General features: G+C 41.1%; 15 protein-coding genes. 12 read left to right on the top strand and 3 right to left on the bottom strand.

The annotated features are described in order from the left end of the window. The first annotated feature begins 74 nt into the window (after positions 1-74). Entirely contained in the window at positions 75-563 is a 489-nt protein-coding gene (locus PARA125_RS01075) for an NUDIX hydrolase (protein WP_213156883.1), read from the top strand. A gap of 46 nt (positions 564-609) precedes the next feature. Here the strand turns inward: PARA125_RS01075 and PARA125_RS01080 are convergent, their stop codons facing one another. Beyond that, positions 610-1,761, bottom strand: a complete 1,152-nt coding sequence (locus tag PARA125_RS01080) for an NADH:flavin oxidoreductase/NADH oxidase (RefSeq protein ID WP_213156884.1) — start codon at positions 1,759-1,761, stop codon at positions 610-612. Between the two features lie 325 nt (positions 1,762-2,086). Between PARA125_RS01080 and PARA125_RS01085 the strand changes: the two genes are divergently transcribed. The 5 genes from PARA125_RS01085 to PARA125_RS01105 all read left to right on the top strand — a co-directional run bounded on the left by PARA125_RS01085 (position 2,087) and on the right by PARA125_RS01105 (position 8,482). Beyond that, on the top strand, positions 2,087-3,607 hold the full coding sequence (locus tag PARA125_RS01085; protein ID WP_213156885.1) for a sodium-dependent transporter: 1,521 nt from the start codon (positions 2,087-2,089) through the stop codon (positions 3,605-3,607). Between the two features lie 236 nt (positions 3,608-3,843). Beyond that, positions 3,844-5,289 carry a histidine--tRNA ligase gene (gene hisS, locus PARA125_RS01090; RefSeq protein WP_213156886.1) on the top strand — a complete coding sequence of 482 codons (1,446 nt, stop codon included), beginning with the start codon at positions 3,844-3,846 and terminating at the stop codon, positions 5,287-5,289. A 30-nt stretch (positions 5,290-5,319) separates the two neighbouring features. Beyond that, positions 5,320-7,101 carry an aspartate--tRNA ligase gene (gene aspS / locus PARA125_RS01095; protein WP_213156887.1) on the top strand — a complete coding sequence of 594 codons (1,782 nt, stop codon included), beginning with the start codon at positions 5,320-5,322 and terminating at the stop codon, positions 7,099-7,101. 76 nt (positions 7,102-7,177) lie between these two features. Further along, entirely contained in the window at positions 7,178-7,963 is a 786-nt protein-coding gene (locus PARA125_RS01100) for an FKBP-type peptidyl-prolyl cis-trans isomerase (protein ID WP_213156888.1), read from the top strand. 66 nt (positions 7,964-8,029) lie between these two features. Beyond that, positions 8,030-8,482 carry a tRNA (cytidine(34)-2'-O)-methyltransferase gene (locus tag PARA125_RS01105; protein ID WP_213156889.1) on the top strand — a complete coding sequence of 151 codons (453 nt, stop codon included), beginning with the start codon at positions 8,030-8,032 and terminating at the stop codon, positions 8,480-8,482. Positions 8,483-8,520: 38 nt separating this feature from the next. On the opposite strand, the gene trxA is transcribed toward PARA125_RS01105, so the two are convergent. Then, entirely contained in the window at positions 8,521-8,841 is a 321-nt protein-coding gene (trxA, locus tag PARA125_RS01110; protein WP_213156890.1) for a thioredoxin, read from the bottom strand. A 757-nt stretch (positions 8,842-9,598) separates the two neighbouring features. Between trxA and PARA125_RS01115 the strand changes: the two genes are divergently transcribed. The 3 genes from PARA125_RS01115 to PARA125_RS01125 all read left to right on the top strand — a co-directional run bounded on the left by PARA125_RS01115 (position 9,599) and on the right by PARA125_RS01125 (position 13,833). Beyond that, positions 9,599-10,498: a phosphatase domain-containing putative toxin gene (locus tag PARA125_RS01115; RefSeq protein WP_213156891.1), complete on the top strand. Its 900-nt coding sequence runs from the start codon at positions 9,599-9,601 to the stop codon at positions 10,496-10,498. 196 nt (positions 10,499-10,694) lie between these two features. Continuing rightward, entirely contained in the window at positions 10,695-11,642 is a 948-nt protein-coding gene (gene trhO, locus PARA125_RS01120; protein ID WP_349305661.1) for an oxygen-dependent tRNA uridine(34) hydroxylase TrhO, read from the top strand. Positions 11,643-11,814: 172 nt separating this feature from the next. Continuing rightward, the gene (locus PARA125_RS01125) at positions 11,815-13,833 is read left to right on the top strand and encodes a hypothetical protein (protein WP_213156893.1); all 2,019 of its coding nucleotides are present in this window, start codon (positions 11,815-11,817) and stop codon (positions 13,831-13,833) included. Positions 13,834-13,857: 24 nt separating this feature from the next. Here the strand turns inward: PARA125_RS01125 and PARA125_RS01130 are convergent, their stop codons facing one another. Continuing rightward, positions 13,858-14,685: a hypothetical protein gene (locus PARA125_RS01130; RefSeq protein WP_213156894.1), complete on the bottom strand. Its 828-nt coding sequence runs from the start codon at positions 14,683-14,685 to the stop codon at positions 13,858-13,860. Positions 14,686-17,342: 2,657 nt separating this feature from the next. Between PARA125_RS01130 and hctA the strand changes: the two genes are divergently transcribed. From hctA to PARA125_RS01145, 3 genes are all read left to right on the top strand, one after another. Beyond that, on the top strand, positions 17,343-17,750 hold the full coding sequence (gene hctA / locus PARA125_RS01135) for a histone H1-like protein HctA (RefSeq protein ID WP_213156895.1): 408 nt from the start codon (positions 17,343-17,345) through the stop codon (positions 17,748-17,750). Between the two features lie 817 nt (positions 17,751-18,567). Next, positions 18,568-19,035, top strand: a complete 468-nt coding sequence (locus tag PARA125_RS01140; protein WP_213156896.1) for an F-box protein — start codon at positions 18,568-18,570, stop codon at positions 19,033-19,035. A 147-nt stretch (positions 19,036-19,182) separates the two neighbouring features. After that, positions 19,183-19,986: an SET domain-containing protein-lysine N-methyltransferase gene (locus PARA125_RS01145; RefSeq protein WP_213156897.1), complete on the top strand. Its 804-nt coding sequence runs from the start codon at positions 19,183-19,185 to the stop codon at positions 19,984-19,986. Positions 19,987-20,121: the final 135 nt, after the last annotated feature.

Below are 20,121 nucleotides of genomic sequence, written 5' to 3' on the forward strand. Positions count from 1 at the left end.
CCCATAGAAATGTTGTTGTCGAAATCGGACTTGGCTAGAATGAACCTTTTTTAACCACCAACCCAGGTTTTTGCATGCAAGCCTTTCAAATTGCACCTCTCACAGTTACAGCGTTTATCATAAAAAAAGGGGAGCCTTGTGATCAATATCTTATTCTCCGCAGATGCAGCTCTCATTTTTGTGGAAGCTGGCAACCTGTTACGGGTAGCATAGAAAAGGGGGAAACAGCTTGGGAAGCAGCCCTGCGTGAAATTCAAGAAGAAACCCAGCTTCAGCCAGACAGATTTTATGCGGCCGAGGTTGTGGAGATCTACTACGAAGTTTATCGTGACGCGGTTGTCACCGTTCCCGTTTTTGTGGCCTTTATCGAGACTCCCCAAGAGGTGACCATTTCTCCAGCAGAGCACGATGCCTTTTTGTGGTTACCTTATGAAGAAGCACTCAGCTATTTAGAATTCTCTGAGCAACGGCGCGTTTTAACGCATATACATGAAAATTTTATATGTCGTAAACCTAGCGAATTGTTACGCCTTCAACACCTACAAAACGTGGAAACCCCTTAAATTTAAAACAAGCCTATTCCTGCGTGAGAGAATAGGCCTAAGCAATCTAACTCGCTTCAACTGCATATCCATACTGAATAGGCCAAGCTGGCAATTGGTTAGCTATGGCATATTCTGCTTTCAAGGCCCAATAAGGCTCTCTCAACAATTCTCTCCCGATAAACACTAAATCCGCGTTACCCTTAATTACAATCTGGTTGGCATAATGAGGTTCAGTAATCAGACCCACAGCGCCCGTTAAAATTTTAGCGTTTTCCCGCACTTGTCTTGCTAGCGGAACTTGGTAACCCCTTTTCAAAGGAATTTGAGCTTGGGGAACCATTCCACCTGAGGAAACATCTATTAAGTCTACCCCTACTTCTTGAAAACTTTTTGCCAAAACCACAGATTGGTGGATATCCCATCCCCCTTCTACCCAATCTGTTCCCGAAATTCTCACAAATAAAGGAAGATTCTCAGGCATTATTGCGCGCAACCTTTGGGCCACCTGCAAAGGTAAACGCATCCGATTTTCTAAGCTCCCTCCATATTGATCTGTGCGGTGGTTACTGAGAGGAGAGAGAAATTGGTGAAGCAAATATCCGTGCGCTGAGTGAATTTCGATGATCTTATATCCGGCTTTTAGAGCCCTTTTACAAGCACTCTCAAAAGAATTTAAGATCTCTTGAATTCCTGCTTCATTTAGTTCTTCAGGCCATGGATCGGTTTCAATGAAGGGAAGGGGGCTGGGAGCCACTGTTTTCCATCCACCTTCGCAAGCTGTTTTTAGAAAATTCCCTCCTCTCCAGGGGACATCCCGACTCCCTTTTCTTCCCGAATGGGCTAACTGGATTGCAGGCACGGCCCCTTGGCTTTGAATAAATTCGACTAGGCGAGAATGTGGGCTGACGTGGTCGTCATGCCAAATCCCCATATCAAAAGGGGTGATCCTTCCCTTCTGTGTCACTGCGTTAGCTTCTACCATAACCAGAGAAACGCCTCCAGCTGCACGACTTCCCAAATGCACTAAGTGCCAATCATTTGGCATACCTTCTTTAGCACAATATTGACACATGGGGGACATCGCAATTCGGTTTTTCAAAGTAATGCCTCGAATTTTCAAAGGGCTGAACAAATCTGTCCCTGAATGCTCTCGCTGAGGTGCGATTCTCTTGGGACGCTTAGGGGGAAAAGGTAGATGGCCCATTTCTTCTTTCATTTTTATCCTTTTTAAAGATCGATTTTCTTCTCACGCAGCAAATAGTGGGGTGGAAAGGAGAGAAGACTTTATAAACTCGAAAATACTCAACTCTGCTCCAAGCCTCTCCCCCTCCTATTGCCAAAAATAAAAAAATAAAACGAGTAAAATAAGTTTTTTTGTAAAAAACAAGCCTTCCTTATAAAAATTTGGACCAAATTCGAAGGAGTGGTTGTGCAATTCAATAAATAATTTCTCCTTGATTATTAGTTCTTTAACCTGTTATTCTTGTTTAAAATTAAAAAATCTATTAAAATGATTATCACATTTTTAAAAGGGAGCACCCATGTCCAACCATTCATCCGACACATGGAACAAACAGTCGGGCTATATTTGGTCATTAATTGGTTCAGCTGTTGGATTTGCTAACGTTCTGGCCTTTAGTGCCCAAGTTTATAAAAACGGCGGAGGGGCATTTCTTATTCCTTATTTCATCGCGCTCCTTAGCCTTGGCGTTCCCATGTTGTTGCTCGAAGGTTTGGTTGGATATCAGTGGAAACTGCCTATTGTGAGTGCTTATGGAAAAGTGCTAGGTAAAAAAGGCAAGATGTTAGGCTGGCTTGCCATTTTGAGCTGCCTGACAATTGGGGGATTTTACATTGTTTTAACTGGTTATTCGGTTGCGTATACCTATTTTGCTGCAACTAACCAAATTCCAGAAGACTCCCAAACATTTTTTCTCCATTCTTTCTTAAAAGTCACCCCTTCCATCCGAGAAATGGGCTCTCTTTCCTGGACGATTTTGATTTCTACGCTGGCTGTTTGCGTGGCCACTTGGTTTGTACTAGTGAGAAATGTGAAAGATGGAATCGAAAAGATTTGCACCTTATTTATGCCTTTAATGGCATGTATTATGGCTTTTTTGGCAGTGATCATGCTTTGCTTGCCTGGGGGGATGAACGGATTGCTTTTTTATTTAAAACCTGATTTTTCCAAATTACTCGATCCGACATTGTGGCGAGATGTTTTTGGCCAGCTTTTCTTCAGCCTTTCTTTAGGATTAGGCATTATTGTAGGTTACTCCCGTCATACCAGCCAAAATACAAATATTGCCACAGCTATGATTTGGGTTGCTCTGGGAGACTTTGCTGTTTCCTTTATCTCAGGATTGGCAATTTTTGCGTGCTTAGCGCATGTCAGTTATGTTCAACAAATTCCTTTTGATTCCATCCTCTCCACCGATTCAACTTTTGACATTGGGTTTATTCTATTCCCTACCATGTTAAAGTTTTTTGGAGCCCCTTTCTCTACTATCATGGGAGTGATCTTCTTTGCCTGCATTTTTATCGCAGGGATTACAGGTGTGTTCTCTATCGTAGAAAGCATTGCCGGAAACGTTGAAGTAGAATTCGCCTTTACTCGCAAAAAAGCCGTAACGATGACCACCGCTATTTTAGGCCTATTTGGAGTGATATTCTGCATGGGCAATGGATCTCATATTATTAACGCGCTTGCGCCTATGGTATTAGGGATTAATATGTTAATTGGTGGATTGGCCTTAATTGCCACCTTCCAATATCGATCAAAAACCATCCGAGAAAATCCCCTATGGTATAAAGGCTCCCAATTGACGATATACGCCTATATGCTGCGCTACTTTGCCCCCTGTGTGCTAGCTTGCATTTTAGTGGGCAACTTGCTTCAAGAATTTGATGGATTTAATATAGATAAGGGGGTGCGATGGGGCTGGCTAGCAGGGGCTGTTTTCTTGTCCGCTTGCTTAGTTCTTTCAACCACATATGGCTGGTGCCTGCGACGCAAATCCCTCTTCAAAGCAAAGACGCCAGAAGCAGTGGGTTTCGAATAATTTTAAGGAGGACGCCCCTCCTCCTTTTTTTATTTCCCTACTTTTCAAATTCCCCCCTTTTCTATCTCCCCTCTTTGCAGAATTTTCTATCATTAAGCCGTTGTATTTAAACGATTTAAAACTTTTTTAGCGCAATTTTTAAAAAAGAAGAATTTTTAATTCCCCTACTCGCCTTTGTTTTGACTCTTTTTTTCCAACCACATATACTTGCATGACTGAGTAAAAAAGGATGATTTATGGATATTTCTAAGCCTCCAGGCGTTTTCGATATACTTCCCCGCGGCACAGAAGAGACTTGGCAGCTCTCTCATTTGTGGACATTTGCCGAATCGGTTATTCGTAAACTGGCTGCCGAATACGGATTTGAGGAGGTTCGCACCCCCATCTTTGAACGCACCGAATTATTTAAAAGAGGCGTTGGAGAAAGTACCGATGTGGTTTCAAAGGAGATGTATACCTTTGAAGATAGAGGGGGAAGGTCGATCTCGTTACGGCCTGAAGGTACCGCTCCTGTCGTTAGAGCTTTTGTCGAAAATAGCATCCATCAAGAATCCCGCACGCACAAACTTTTTTACATCGGGCCCATGTTCCGCTATGAACGCTCGCAAGCAGGCCGCTATCGGCAACACCACCAGTTTGGAGTTGAAGTGATCGGTTGTGAGGCTCCTGAACAAGATGCAGAAGTGATCGACCTCCTTTATACCCTCTATACCCGTCTAGGGCTTTCCAATTTGCGAGTTTATATTAACTCTATTGGAACTCCAGCAACTCGCATTTCCTATAAAGAGGCTTTAAAAAGCTATCTAAAAGAGCATTTTGACGAGCTTTCTGCTGATAGCAAAACACGTTTTGAAGCCAACCCTTTACGTATTTTAGATTCGAAAGATCCGAATGATCAAAAAATTGTGGCCTCAGCACCCTCTATTCTCGATTTTTTAGATGGCCCCTCACGTGACCATTTCGAAACTGTTAAACAGCTTCTCACCCTGTTAAATGTCCCTTTTGAAGTTAATCACAACCTTGTTAGAGGCCTTGATTATTACAACAGGACAGTTTTCGAAATTGTTTCAGGGCAGCTGGGAGCCCAAAATAGCGTAGGCGGTGGCGGCCGTTACGATGGGTTGATTAAAACAATGGGAGGGCCAGATCTTCCCGCCCTTGGCTTTGGGACAGGGATCGAGCGAATCATTCAAACGATGTTAAAACAAGAAATCCCCCTTCCCCCCTCCTATCAACCTGCCTTATTCTTAATTCCCTTGGGTAAAGAAGCTGAAAGGATATGCTTTACCCTTGCACATGAACTGCGTCAAAAAGGGATCTCCACTCAAATGGATTTTTCCAGAAAAAAAATTGGAAAAGCCATGCAGCTTGCTAACCAACTTGGCGCTCGTTTTGTAGCGGTGGTAGGTGATCAAGAGCTTCAAAAGAAAGAAGTCCAACTCAAGGAGATGGCGACTGGCCAATCTTATGTGGCTCCTCTATTTCATCTGAACCGTATTCTAGAAATCGAGACCAACACTTCCGACCTTTTAAAAATGTGGAACGAAATGCATGAGCCCTTTAAAGAGCCAGGAGAAGCAGAGTTCTTTTTCAAAAAAATTTCCCAATCCATTGAACAAACGAAAAACCTCACTCAGCAACTTCAAAATGCCATGGAAGAGATTCAAGGCATTATTGAATAAGGGAATTGCTCGCCGTTTTTCAGGAGAAATATGTTTAACTTTGTTAGAACTCACACCTGCGGAGCATTGCGCCAAGCAGATACTGGCACCTCTGTCATCTTATCAGGATGGGTTCACCGCTATCGAGATCATGGAGGGCTCATCTTTATCGATCTTCGCGATCGCTATGGCTTAACCCAACTTGTATTCGATCCTAAGGCTAATGCAGCCGCCCACAGCACCAGTGAAAAATTACGCTCAGAATGGGTTATCGCTATTCAAGGACATGTTATCGAACGTACCGCTGAAATGAAAAATCCTAAATTAGCAACGGGAGACATTGAAGTGGTTGTTGAGCATATCGAGGTTTTATCTCCCGCTAAGACGCCTCCTTTTTCTATCTGTGACGCATCGGTTGAAGTACATGAAGAGCTGCGCTTAAAATATCGCTATTTAGATATTCGCAAAGGAGATGTAGCAGAAAAATTAATTACTAGGCATAAAGCCATGTTGGCTACGCGCAACTATCTTAGCCAAAAAGGGTTTGTTGAAATTTCCACCCCTATCTTGGGAAAATCCACTCCAGAAGGGGCAAGAGATTACCTCGTCCCCTCCCGCATTCACCCTGGAAATTTCTATGCCCTACCCCAATCTCCGCAGATCTTTAAACAATTGTTAATGGTCGCAGGCATGGACCGGTACTTTCAAATTGCAACTTGCTTCCGAGACGAAGACCTGCGTGCTGATAGGCAGCCTGAATTTACGCAAATTGATCTTGAAATGAGCTTCGCTACTCCCGGCGTGCTGATTCCCCTTGTTGAAGGGCTTGTCCAAATGTTATTTAAAGAATGTTGCTCAATTGAAATCCCTTCCTCTTTTGAAACGCTTTCCCACACAGTGTGTATGGAAAAATATGGCTGTGATAGGCCGGATACACGTTTTGAAATGCCCCTTTCCACCCTTGACGATATTGTGGCAAACTCCACCTTTTCTATCTTTCTAGACCAGCTTCGCGAAGGGGGAACAGTCAAAGGCCTTTGCGTCAAAGGTGGCTCAGATATCACGCGTAAAGGCATTGAAACTTACACAGAATTTGTAAGTCGATTTGAAATCAATGGCCTAGCTTGGATGAAAATGCAAGAAGGCGCCTTGGCTTCTAATATTGTGAAATTTTTCTCACCTGAGCAACAGCAACAGCTTATCGAACGTCTCCAAGTGGAAAATGGGGATTTAATTTTCATGGTGGCAGACCAAAAGTCGAACGTTAACCAAGCTCTCGATCATTTGCGCCGACGCCTTGCAAAGGACCGCCATTTGATTCCTCCTCATACTTACCGCTTCCTGTGGGTGAGAGATTTTCCCTTATTTAAATGGAATCCAGATGAGCAACGCTTGGAAAGCGAACATCACCCTTTCACTTCTCCCCTTCCTGAAGATTTACATTTGCTAGATACGAATCCTTTACAAATGCGTTCGTCAGGTTATGACCTGGTTTTAAATGGATATGAAATTGGAGGAGGCTCTCAGCGTATCCACAACAGCGAGCTTCAGCAGAAAATCTTTGAAAAGCTCAAATTTACTCCAGAAGAGCTTAAGCACAAATTTGGATTTTTTCTGGAAGCTTTGAGTTTTGGAACACCCCCTCACTTAGGGCTGGCGCTTGGATTAGATCGTTTAATCATGTTACTCACCGATACAGATAATATACGGGATGTGATTGCTTTTCCAAAAACCCAAAAAGGCAGTGATCTTATGCTTGAGTGCCCTTCTGGTGTCCCAAAAAAGCAGCTGCATGAATTAAGAATTTCTGTAGAGGCGGAAAAGCAATGTTGATTTTTTTGACAGAATTTAGCCAATCCCCTAAAGTACAGGTTTGATTTTATTTCCAATTAAGAGGAGAAATTTATTTATGATTACGAAAAGTCGCATATGGGCTCTTGTTACTCTATCAACCCTACTTTTTCAAGCTAGCGCTCTTTTTTCTGCCGATCAAGCAACAACCCAACAGGAACCTAATAAACCTGCCCAAACAGCTCCTCAAGAAATTGACATCGTAAAACTTTCTGAAGCTTTCGGTAACTTTATTGGACGTAATTTGAATGCACCAGGTATTAAATTCGATCTTGAAAGCATCATCAAAGGGATGAGGGAGGGAGCTGCCAACAAGCCTTCTCCGTTGACCGATCAAGAATACGAAACCATGATGACTCAGCTACAAGCTAGGGCTTTTACAGAGCTTGCCAATGAAAACTTAAAGGCAGCCAACCAGTTTTTAAAAGATAATCTCAAGACACCGAAACTTGTTGAAATCGAGCCAGGCAAACTCCAGTACGTCATCGTAGAGGTTGGACATGAACCAGCCGTGACAGAACACGCATCCCCTCTTGTTAAATATACCGGGAAATATCTAGACGGCTCAGTTTTTGGAAGCTCTGATGATACGGGAGGCCCTGTCACAGTGCCTTTAGATCAAACAATCCCAGGCTTTAGCAAAGGGATTTTAGGAATGAAAGAAGGGGAAAAACGCAAACTTTTTGTACACCCTGATTTAGGTTATGGCACCTCAGGGCACCTTCCTCCAAATTCTCTCCTCATCTTTGATGTAGAGGTGATTAAAGCAGATAATAGCGCCGAAGATAAATCGAAGCCTTTGCCTGATTTTTCTGAGGAAAATTCCCAAAAAACTTCTCGTTAAATTTTACTTATTTTGCAAGGCAGCTGTGAATAGATAGCGGCCTTGCACTTTTCAAGGTTTCCTTTCGTGACTGTTGTTCTCTACCAGCCTCAGATTCCCCAAAATACGGGTAATATTGTCCGCACTTGTGCCGTAACAGGAAAAAATCTGATCTTGATTGCTCCTCTCGGTTTCTCGGTGACTGATCGTTGGCTAAAACGGGCCGGGTTGGATTATTGGGAAGGGGTAAATGTCCAAATTTTGGATAACCTCGAAGAATTGCTCGCTCAAACCAAACAGAATTTCTATTTTTTTTCTAGTCATGCCCGAATACCCTATACAGAAGTCAGCTACCATTTTCAAGATCTTCTAATCTTTGGCGCAGAAACCCATGGCCTTCCCTCCTCTATTACCCAAAAATGGCCGGAACGGTGTGTAAAAATTCCCATGATTTCGGGAGTGCGGTGCTTAAATTTAGCTACCTCGGTGGGGATTGGAGTGTATGAAGCGTGGCGACAACAAGGCTTTAAAAAAGAATAACCTCTTTTGAGATAATCCATTCAAAAGAGGCGAATTTGTTACAATGCAGCTGTAATTAACTGCCTCAATGCATCGATGTCTTTTAAACCTACAATTCGGCGAACTTCCTCCCCATCTTTAAAGAGAATGATGGTAGGAATTGAGGTCACTTGAAACTGAGCGGTCGTCTCTTGGGCACTTTCAATATCCAGCTTCGCAATTGTAGCTTTTCCATCCATCTCTGCAGCAAGCTGCTCAATGACTGGGGCAATCATACGGCAAGGGCCACACCAATCTGCATAAAAATCCACTAAGGTCACTCCCTTAGCAATCGTTTCTCGAAAATTTTTATCGTTCAAATATTTTAATTGCTCAGCCATATTTTCCTCTTATTTTAGTGAATGAGAAAATCCGAATAAGTCGGCGCGTCTTTTACTTATTTCCTATTGTCGCATATCTGTTCCTTTTCTTCCATGGATTTCCTCTTCTAGGAGACAGCATAAACATCCCTAAATAAAGCTAAACCTATCAATAAACCTAACTTACACGCAACTCTTACTGCTAAACATCCCTCTAAGGCAGCTAGCTGTTTACGCCAACATGAGGATAAAACCCCTATCCATGAAAAACACAAGCCTGCCAAAGCATCAAGGATATCTACGCTACGTTAGGTAGGAGGGCGAAGCGGGGATTTTCAGGGAGAAGAGGTAGGCTTAAAAGCTGGAATCCTTTTGCACAAGCCTACAGGCTGACGAAATTGAGGATGTTTTAGCTCCTAAATTAAACCCATTTAAACCTCTCCTAAAAGAAAGCAGCAGGTCGCTCCTTAGGCTGCTCCTCAAGGGAGGTGAAAGATAGATTGGCGTTTCTGTTCTTTTACTCCTCTCGCTTAAACTCAACAGTTTCTGTGGGGGCTCTTTTGAATCTTTTGAGCCCTTTAAAAAATTAGCAAGCTTCATCAAAGAGCCTTAAAAGAAGTTTTTTTTGAAATGTAGCTTTCATCTTTATTAAATCTTTAAGTTAGCTTGTTAGATTTTTATAGAACGTAAATATGGGTCATCATGGGGTGCTAGCATTAATCTAAATGCTAGAAAATAATGATCTCTTTTCTAACATGTTATTAGACTTTGGACACGCATGCTTAAAGTTTTTTATGTCACAATAGTGATTTTTATTTTCTTCTTTCTTATTTATCCTCTTATTGGGAAATCCACAGCCTCTCTTTTGCTAGTCAATATGTCTAATCGCCCTGACTTGCCTCGCAATTTTCGTATTTGCCACCAGAAGTTGTCCTCTTCCATAAATTCCAATCATCTAGCCGATTTGAATGCATCAGCAAGCGCTCAATTTTGCCCAGCTTCTCTAAGCAAAATTCTCTCTGTCCTGCCAACCAATAAAGTCACTCTCATTGATTTACGAGAAGAGTCCCATGGATTTATTAACGGAGATGCGGTCAGCTGGTATGGAACAAGGGGGTGGAGCAATCGGGGGAAAACATTAGCTCAGATCGAACATGATCAACTAGAAAAGCTTTCTATACATGGAAAAAAATCTTTTCTGATTGCTTATAAACAAAAAACCTATCCAATCCTCCTTTTTCCACGCCAGGTCTTTTCCGAGAAAGAACTCGCCAGCTCACTTAACATTGGTTATTTGCGCCTTCCTGTGACTGACCATTGCCGCCCCACAGATGAAATTATCGATCAATTTGTGGCATTCACACGAACCCTCCCTCCTGATACTTGGCTGCATTTTCACTGTTCAGCAGGACAAGGAAGAACAACTACTTTTTTAGTGATGTATGACATTATCAAAAATGCGACCAAAGTATCGCTAGAGCATATTATTGAAAGGCATGAAGCGCTCGGCGGCATTAACCTTTTTTCACTGCCTTCCGACCATTTTTGGAAGCACGAACATGCAGAACAAAGGGCTCAGTTTATTCGGATGTTTTATGAATACTGCAAAGGTTGCTATCATTTTGAAACGCCTTGGTCTGTTTGGTTTGAGAAAAGGTGGCATGATGTGAATGAGTAGCAAAAAAGAAAACTTTCATTTATACTGATCGAGACTTTGGTTTTCTCCTGGAGAGAGGCGTGAAAACTCCGTGTAATTTTGCTATTAAGGCTAAGTTTTCCCAGAGAAAATAGTTTGTCAGTTAGATTAAAACAACTGACAATCAAAAAGCCCTTCCAAAATATGTGTTTTTAATTTTTAATTAAACCTTATGACATTGCCCATGCCTTATTATGTTTTAGCTTATTACCATTTTACCCCCTTAGAAAATCCTCGAGAAGAAGTTTTATCCCATCAAAAATTTTTTCAGGATAGAGATGTTTCCTCCCGTATTTATCTCTCAGAACAAGGGATCAATGGACAGATGAGTGCCTCGGAAAAAGATGCCGAAGCCTATATGAATTGGCTGCATGCAAAACCCCATTTTGCCACGGTAGAGTTTAAGCTCCACACCCACCATGAACACGTTTTCCCTCGAAAGAGCGTTAAATACCGCAAAAATCTTGTGGCATATGACAAAGCTGTTAATCTCGCTTTGCAAGGAGAACATGTTTCCCCTCGAAAGTGGCGTGAAATGCTAGAAAATCCAGAACGTAAAATTTTGATCGATGTGCGCAATGATTATGAATGGAAAGTGGGCCATTTTGAAAATGCAGAGCTTCCCCCCTGTGAGACATTCCGGGAATTCGAGAACTATTCCGATCGTTTAAAAGAACAAGTCGACCCTCAAAAAACGCCTGTGATGATGTATTGCACAGGGGGAATACGATGTGAGCTTTATTCTTCCATTCTTAAGGAAAAAGGCTTTGAAAAAGTATACCAGCTACATGGAGGAGTGATTAATTATGGGCTTCAAGAAGGCTCTTCTCATTGGAAAGGAAAATTGTTTGTGTTTGATGATCGGATGACAGTCCCTATAAGTGAAGAGGAAGCAGAAGTCATAGGAAAATGTCACCATTGTGGCACTGCTGCAGACTCCTATTACAATTGTGCCAATATGGACTGCAACCATTTATTTATTTGCTGTGCAGATTGCCTGCATCAATTAGCAGGCTGTTGCAAAGAACCATGCAAAAATGCTCCCAGAGTGCGCCCTTATCACCATCAAAATCCCCATAAGCCTTTTCGCAAATGGCATCATTACTTTACAGAAAAAAATACATAAAGGTGGTTCGCGGTTAACCAACTAAAGGAGCCGCGATTCTTTAAATAGCTCCTTTCTTGGTCTCTTTAGAGACTATCAAAAATCTATAAAATTAAATAAGTAATTGTGTTAAGATGATTACCGTCTTAAAGTAAAAATGATTAAAAGTTTGAATACCTATGAGGATTTAAATATGGCTAATACTACCCCGATTGACGCTAAGTATTTTTTAGAGATCAGCAAAAATAGCTCCTCTCATGAAAGGACCTCTTCTTCCGATAAAGTGCTTGTTTATCGAGGAAAAACTTTTGAAGTTATTAACAAAGACCCGAAAGATCCAAAATTTAAAAAAGCTAAACTTGTTTCAACTATCTATCAACTTTATTCCTTGCGCAAGCATATCAATAATTCCTCACTTCCTTTGGAGCAACGTAAAGAGCTTGCAGCTGTAGCCCAGCGATTGCAGGTAAAGAAGAGATCCTGGTTTAGAAGTTTTTTTTCAGCTATTGCTAATTTACTCTCTGGCTACGGCTTTATAACCTCCTACGGCTTATACAATAAAATCAAAAAGGAGAGTGAAGGCCTCAACAATCTTTCTCCTGAAAGCCCCAAAAGTTTTCCCTCTTCTGTAAATCCACAGCCCCCTCACGATAAGGAAGAGAAAACTCAAAAAAAAGAAAAGAAAGCTGAAGAACCGCAAATTGCTGTTCAAGAGCCCAAAAAAACGCAACAATCTGAGCCACGCACCACTACGAATTCTCAAAAAACACCTGAAAGCCCCTCCTCTACCTATACGCCCTTGCAAACGCTTACTGCCAAGTCTGAAAACAGTAAAAAAGGCCTTCCAACCTCGCTACAGGAGCCGGCCTCAACTACAGCAGAGGCCCAGCCAACCATAGCTGCACCTCAGCCTATGGCCGCAGCTAAAACCTCCGCTACTGTCGAAATAGTGCAACCGACCAAGGGGGAATCTAGTGAAAGAATGGATTTACCAGCAAAAGAAAAACCTTCCGCACAAGCTGAGACTATTCAGTCAGAAGAAGCTCAACCAAGTGCAAAAAAGCCAACTGTAAAAGACATAACATCCTCTTTTGAGGCTAAAGCACAAACTCCTCTAAGCGCAAATCAATCTGCCAAAAAAGCTTCCTCAATGACGATGCAAGAACAACCAACGAGCATACGCATAGAAGAATCTTCTCCAGCTGAAGGAACCTCCGAGCAAATAACAACTGCCCCTGCTCTAGAAGGTACCTCAACGCCGTCCCGGGCTGCTCAGCTAAAAGAAGTTCTCCAACCGGTTCAACCAGCCGTAAATCTAGCAAATAAAGAAGAGAAAGCAGCGGTCTCTGTTTCTCCAAGCACTGAAAGTCAAGAAGCGACTACAGAGCCAGTTGTTAAACCTACTAAAGAAAGAACCCCAATTCCTAAACCATCGTTCCAAATGTCGGAAACAGCTCCACCTCTTCCTCCTCGCCCATTATTGCCAAACGAATCGTTGAAAACTGAAACTTTGGCTAGCAAGCAACCTCAACTACAGGAAGCGGAACTAAAAATTCAAAAAGCCCTAAGGGGAGAATTTGCTTTCTTGCTTGCAAAGAAGAAAAGTTTAACAAGAACTGACAGGAAAAATTTTAAGGAAAAATTTGAAAAGAGAAATGTTGAAGATTTGGGAAAATACGATGTGCTTCATTTTGACACACCAAATTCCCCCTCCTCAGCGTGGATTCAGTTTATTTTCGAAACTCTCCTAGAAGCTAAAAACTTAAAAAAATTCATTAAAGCGCTTGTTTTTAACTCTCATTCTGATCAAGCCTTTCTTAATCTCGCTCAAGGGGCTTTAGTGTTAAAAACCCAAGACCAAGTCCTTTACATGCGCAAAATACTGAAGTATTATCATGCGAAGGGAACTTTTAACCAAACATCCTTAAGCTCAATTGCACCAGAGCAAAATAAACACTTGTTGAGAACCTTTATTTTAGCGTGCTTAGATTTTAGAGATGAGAAGGGAAAAAGCTATCTACAAACAATCAGCCAAACTCCTCAATGGATAGTAGAAACCTTGCAAGATAAAAAATTTCAGAAGGAATTGACAGAAAACCGAAGACAAAAGTTAGTGGAGTGGGCTGAAAATGCCTCGCCTCCTACGGATGAAGCCATTCAAAATGCCGTAAAAACCCTTAAAGAGGCTTTTTCAAAGAAAAAGCCTAGTTAGCCTTTTGATTGACCGAGCTTGACCTTAAGGGTCAAGTTCGGCTTCTCTTCGTTGGGCAACCCATCGCATCATCTGGGCTTTGGTATCCTCTAAAACCACGGTCAACCCCGGCTTAATCCCTTCCTCAGAAAGTTTAAAAGCCTTCATGGTATTGCAAATTCTTCCATCTAAACGCACCCCAATTCCTTGAATGCCTACCATATTGCCCCAATCTCCAAACATTTGAAGAGTCATCTCACAGGCAGTAATCATAAAAATGAGCTGTTTATCAGGATACTTTTCGATTAGCTCAAAGATTTTCCCTCCAATAGAATGAATAGTGGGAATGGCCACTCCTATTGTATTTTGATCGGGAAGCGCATTCATCACTTTTCCAATAAAACATTGCCGGCAGACTGGATGGGAGGGATCATGTTGACAATCCGCGGAGAAACGACCTGATGGACATTCAAAAGGCTTATGGCAGTAAGAAAAACCTACCACTAATAAAGTACGTTCTTGCTTTAATAGTTGAGCAAAATCTTCTAATGATTGGATCCCATACAAGAAAAAATCATTCTCTCGCTTGTAAGGTTTATCTTTTAACAAAGATTTTAAATAGTTCCACCCATATTTTAAAGGATGACGCAAAAAACTGCGTAGAATTTTCCTATCGCGGTCGTGCTTCATCATCCAATAGAGGCTTTTCCATTTGAGCCATTTAGCTGTATCCGGAGTAATCCCTACCATGGAGGGCAATTGCTTTAAACCTTGAATAGGATATTCCTGAGATGCCTTGATAGCTCCTTGATCCCATTCTTGCTCAGCTTCTTTAAAGGAAGCTTTTTCATTCCACATTTTAAGTTTTGTCATCGCTAAAATAAAAAAAGATTATCTCGTTTTTAAACTCTTATTTTTTATCATTAAATTATAGGCCATTGGTTGATTCTTTCCTATTTTTCTTGCTCACTTCTTCCTTTTTCACCCATGGACATTCAGTAATTGCCATTATTCTTTTGTCTATCTGATTTAGATAGACGAAATAGCAGGATTCGCTTTCAAAGCATTTTTCTCTATTAGCACCCTTTTACACGCCCTTATCATGAGACTAGACCCTTTTTCATCCCCTAAGGTTGACACCTGTATGCAATTTTGCTCCCATTCTCTTCACATGCTGATCTGCCAAGCAAGCTTGCCTTCTATTTATACAAGTTTGAGCAAGCCTCAAATGGCGCACTTGCTGGCTCACCGGCAAAGGTCCTCAGGTGTTAAAAAGCTTAAAGGCAGCTTTCCTTGCCGCCTAATTTCTTAATCTCTTTTATGGCCTCGATCCCCTTCATTATAGCCGCACCAGTTGCATCCTTATGCAGGATGATATCCTTTGACGGGAAAGGAAGTGGCTCTGCTCCGGCCTTTTCAATCTCTTACTAAGATTCACTTCCTTATATAAGCCTTATCTTCAAATCCTCTCATCCTTTGTTCCGAACCTTCTTAATCAGATTCTTGCTAGTCTCACTCTCTCCTGAACCACTCCCCTTGTCGGCCTACTGTAACACGAACTCTTTGCCAATATCAGGACCCACTCGAATAGGCAGCTTTCTCCAGGTTATGCATTTTGGCACGTCATGCCAGCATACCTTCCATTCACTGTATACTTTGAATCTTGCTGAACCGGATATAATCTCGCAAAAGGACGGCCATGATTTAATTTCTTAAGGGCCTTTCTTAGAGCTTTTGCTAGTTGGCAAGTCTGAACTAATCCCTAAACCCATCCAGCCTTGTGATCGTAAGCAGGCATCCTTTCTGATTAGCAAAAACACAAAAGATAGTTTCATGCATATATTTAAGATTGCCCTTTTATAAGGATGATCAGGGGCGTGCTATGGCTGCTTAAGCCTCTTGTGACAACCAAAAAGCTTCAGGGTTGAATGGGAGATTTTAGGTTTGTATATCCTACCGATGCATGGGATGGGCCTACCAGGTTTTAGTTGACCTGCAAGCCTGCCTTATCCTATTTCTTTTTTCCATAAATTTCTCCACATGCCAGATGCTTAAGCCTTATCCATAGGATATTTATGCAACACGGCCTAATTTGTGCATCTAAGAGGCGAAAAGCCTTAATAAGAAAGGGGCTTTTATCAAACAATAAAGCCTTCATGACAAATAAGCATAGCCTTCTTTAGAAAGCTCGTCTAACTGCTGAAATAAGAATTTTGCCTTTCTAAGGATTATGAATAAAAGGGATATAAAGATTCCTAATACTAGCTTATGCGATGCTTTTCTGCTAAGAGGACATTCTAAAAATAGCTAATGGCTTGCTTATAAATAGGCTTAAGAAAAAACGCTTCTCAAGCAAGCCAAAAGCCTCTAATTGCAAAATGCGTATGGTTTTTAAATCAGGAACTAAATCTAACCCCAGAAAAACCCTGCATAAGCCCAAGCTATGCAAATTAGGTTCAAACGAAGCTATCTTTAACTCCGGTATTCTTAGCTATAAACCCATTTGAAAATGCTTCTCCGCCTGATTTTAATACTCCCCTAACAAGTAAATAAGTGTTCACTTAAAGGGAGCTTTTTCAATAAATACCTTTTTTCTTCCAGTGCTAGTTCCAGATGCGTACGTAGAAAGGCCTTTGCTTTTTCATAATTTCTTAAATGCCTATAAGAACTGCCAAGCATATAAAAAAGAAAAGCATCTCAGATAGGTTGCTATCCTTCCACAACTTTCGCAATTGCCGAAAATTCTTCTTCTTATCATCACACAGGGCAACCTGGAGGAGTGTATTTTCTCGGTGTTTTTAAAAATCCAAAACGAAGCTCTTATTTTTTTCCAATATGTTGGTAAAGAATGGTCGCCTGCTTAACAAATGGCACTTCGAAATATCCATCTACTAGTTGCCTCTGCTAGCTTGAGGATAGCTCGCTTGCAAACTGAGCATGCCATATAACTCTTGATTGGGTTGCAAAGCGATGTTGCCTTCTCACATTATTAAAGCTGGAAAAAAGGGCTTCAGAATAAGAAAAGAACGAAATGAACGGATAAAAAAAACATCTCCCAACTGCCAATATTTATTCAGAAAACACGCGCTACTTACCTCTGAATAAAGCTTCCTTGCCGATAAATGATGTAAAAATAGAGAAGAAAATTGGATTTTAATCTTCAAATTCGCTAATTTGAAGGAGAAAAGGGTTCTAGACAGCCTTCTTAAAGATCGTTTTTGCCTCAAGCAATAACCTCATAAGATTTTCTGAATCATCGCCTTTTCGGTAAACAGTCTATCTTTTTAGGCAGGGCAGGATAAGTAACTATTCTTTTCCAAGATGTTTCTTAGCCTTTTTGACTATGATAGGAAATGACTTTGAACCTATTCTTAAATCCATGTTTGGAAGAATAAGAATAAAAGAGAGATCCCTTTTCAGGTTTTTTGCATCAAAATTTTTGCCTTCGTAAAAAAAATGTTGCACAATATATCCAAAAGTAAATATTCAGTTAATTGTCATGAACTCTAAATTTAAGGAGGAGAATCCGCATGGCGTTGAAAGAGACAACAAAAAATATGAAGCATCTGCTTGTACAAATCGCTGAAGATCTTGAAAAAGCGGATGCCGGCAACAAAGCAGCTTCCCAGCGTGTCCGTACAGGAACAGTAAAACTAGAGAAAGTTGCCAAGTTGTATCGTAAAGAATCGATTCAATCTGAAAAAGGCACAAAAGGCCGTGCAAAAAAACCTGCAGCTAAAGCAGCAAAGCCAAAAGCTTCTAAACCTGCAGCAAAAACTACAGCAAAAACTACAGCAAAAGCTTCTAAAGCAAAAGCAATTAAAGCTCAGCCAAAACCTGCAGCGGCAAAAGCTAAAAAAACAGCAACTAAAGCCCGCCCTATGTCTTTTAAAAGACCAACCGCAAAACTTCCTACTAGAAGAGCCGGCGCTAGATAAATCGACAATGAGCGATATTTAAAATGGTAGGGAGGCTGTTGCCTCCCTTTTTTTAACTTCTGATTAACTAATCAATGGGCTTTAAATTTTCCTTCCTTTTGCCAGCTTACGATTGAAACAGGCCTTTATGCTTAACTTGCTCCTATAGATTTGTAAGACATTTCTCATTGGCTGCTATACCAGAATGTCTTTAATTTTATTCTAGCTCTCTCGGCTAGGTTCTTGCTACGACTTCGACCTTTAAATAAGTTAATCAACTTAAAACCTTCATTACCAATCGTTCAATCATTTCATCTACTAAAAGGCAACTGCTCGTGCTTGTCCTTATTTCGTGCTGTTGTAACAGGGCGTGAAAAATCCCCTTATACACCCTCTTCTCTTATTTCCTTGCATCAATATCACCGCCTAATCCCCTGATCTTTCTTTCTGCCCCCCCTCTCGCCTCCTCCCCATAGGCGAGTGGAGAGTAACTTCATGAATGATGGTAGCCCAGAGAGAAGGAAGGGAAGAAGAATGAAATAAAAAAACAGGTAGGGAGAAAACCCTTATAATTTATAAAAAGTCTTAAAGAAATTAGTTTTTTCTGGTAAAGAAAGTGTTGGCACCTCGCCTGCGCCAAAGAAGGAAATGAAAGGAACATTTACTAGAAAACGCCTTTTTCTTATCGAAGACCGGGAAATCAACCATTAAAAACTTATTTTAATTAAGAGTGTAGAACAAAACACATAGGGCCCTTTAGGGGTAGTAGCAAAAAAACAAATAATTGCACATTATATCTTTAATTGTATTTCTCATTATTTTTAAAAGAAAAGTGAGCATGTGTATCTATTTTTCCTTCTTTAATCCATTCAGTTGGATGCATTGGGGCTTTTTACCCGGCAGTACCATTCAATCGGCCCCCATAAATAAGTTGCCCGATGAAGTAATCCTACACATTTTCTCTTTTCTTTCTCCCATCCACCTTACCACAGCTGAGCTAGTATGCAGGCAATGGAAAAGAATAGGACAAGAAGAAGTACTGTGGAAACAGCTTCATCAAAAATATTTCGGTCCCAAACCTCTCAGGTATATATTTCCCAAACTAAAGCCTTACTCTTTTAAAAAAAGCTACCTAGTTAAATGCGAAGTTGAATCTGCAATTAAAACATTCAAAGAAAAGAGTGCCTCTATGTCTGCAGAGGAATGGAAGAAATCGACAAGAGGGTATGAGAGAGGCGTCCTGAGGGAAGTGGAACAGGGATTGAAGAAGAATGAAGCAAAACACACACTGGAGAGAAGATCCTAACGACAACTAAAGCCGCCCATGTCCTTTAAAAGCCAACTGACAAACTTACGAGTAGAAGAGGCGGCGCTAGATAAATCGAAAATGAGCCATGATTAAAAATGAGAGGGAGCCTGTTTTTTCCCTTTTAACCCCTAGCTAGCTAATAAAATGCCTTCAACCACCCCTTCTTTTTGCCAAGCCGTTATTGAAAGAGATATCTGTTCTCTGCAGCGGTTGATTGCGTCTCATCCTAAAGGCCAAATGGAACGAGATGTTTCAGGTTTCACGCCATTAGAGCTTTGCCAGTTGCTTGGTTTTCAGGAAGGTGAACGGCTGCTATCAGGACATCAACAGGAGAGAATTAAAATCTTCTCAAAAAATAGCGCCCATTCTGTAAAGCTCACCCCTGCCGAATTTGAAAAACAGTTTCACATTTCCTATTTTTCCAGCCTGAGGTTTCAAAACTATGCGCATTTGCAAGAAAACCTCAAGAGTTATCCCTTACTTTTAGCCCCTCTCCTTAAAAAAAATGCTCAATCCATTCATCATCCTTTCCAAACCCAGGTATGCCTTAAAGCTCCTTCTTCTCTCATCATTAAATGGGTGGATGCACGTATTGGATATGGGGTTTACACGACCCAGGCTTTGCCAGACCAAACGGTGCTCGGTGAATATACAGGCATGATTCGAACACTTTGTCGCAAGCAACCCAATCCAAATGGTTACTGCGTCCATTACCCAACTCGCTTTTTCTCATGGAATTACACCGTAATTGATGCCTCTAAGGGGGGCAATTTACTCCGATTTGTCAATCACAGCGACACACCTAATTTAACACCTCTATGGGTCATGGATCGGCGCTTACTCCATTTAGTTTTTTTAACTCAAACATCCATCCTTCCCAATACCCAACTAACTATTAATTACGGCGAAGATTATTGGGATAATAGATGTAAATTAGTTACAAATTAATTTAAAAGTTATAATCTCATTATACAATGAGGTGATCTAAGGATTTTAATCTTAATACTCTCGAAGGATTTCCAAATATTTTTCATCGTCAATTATCTGTTTTATTTGAAATAGCGAAAAATAAGGTTTAGAATG

It is taken from the genome of Parachlamydia sp. AcF125 (assembly GCF_018342475.1).
Lineage (GTDB): Bacteria > Chlamydiota > Chlamydiia > Chlamydiales > Parachlamydiaceae > Parachlamydia.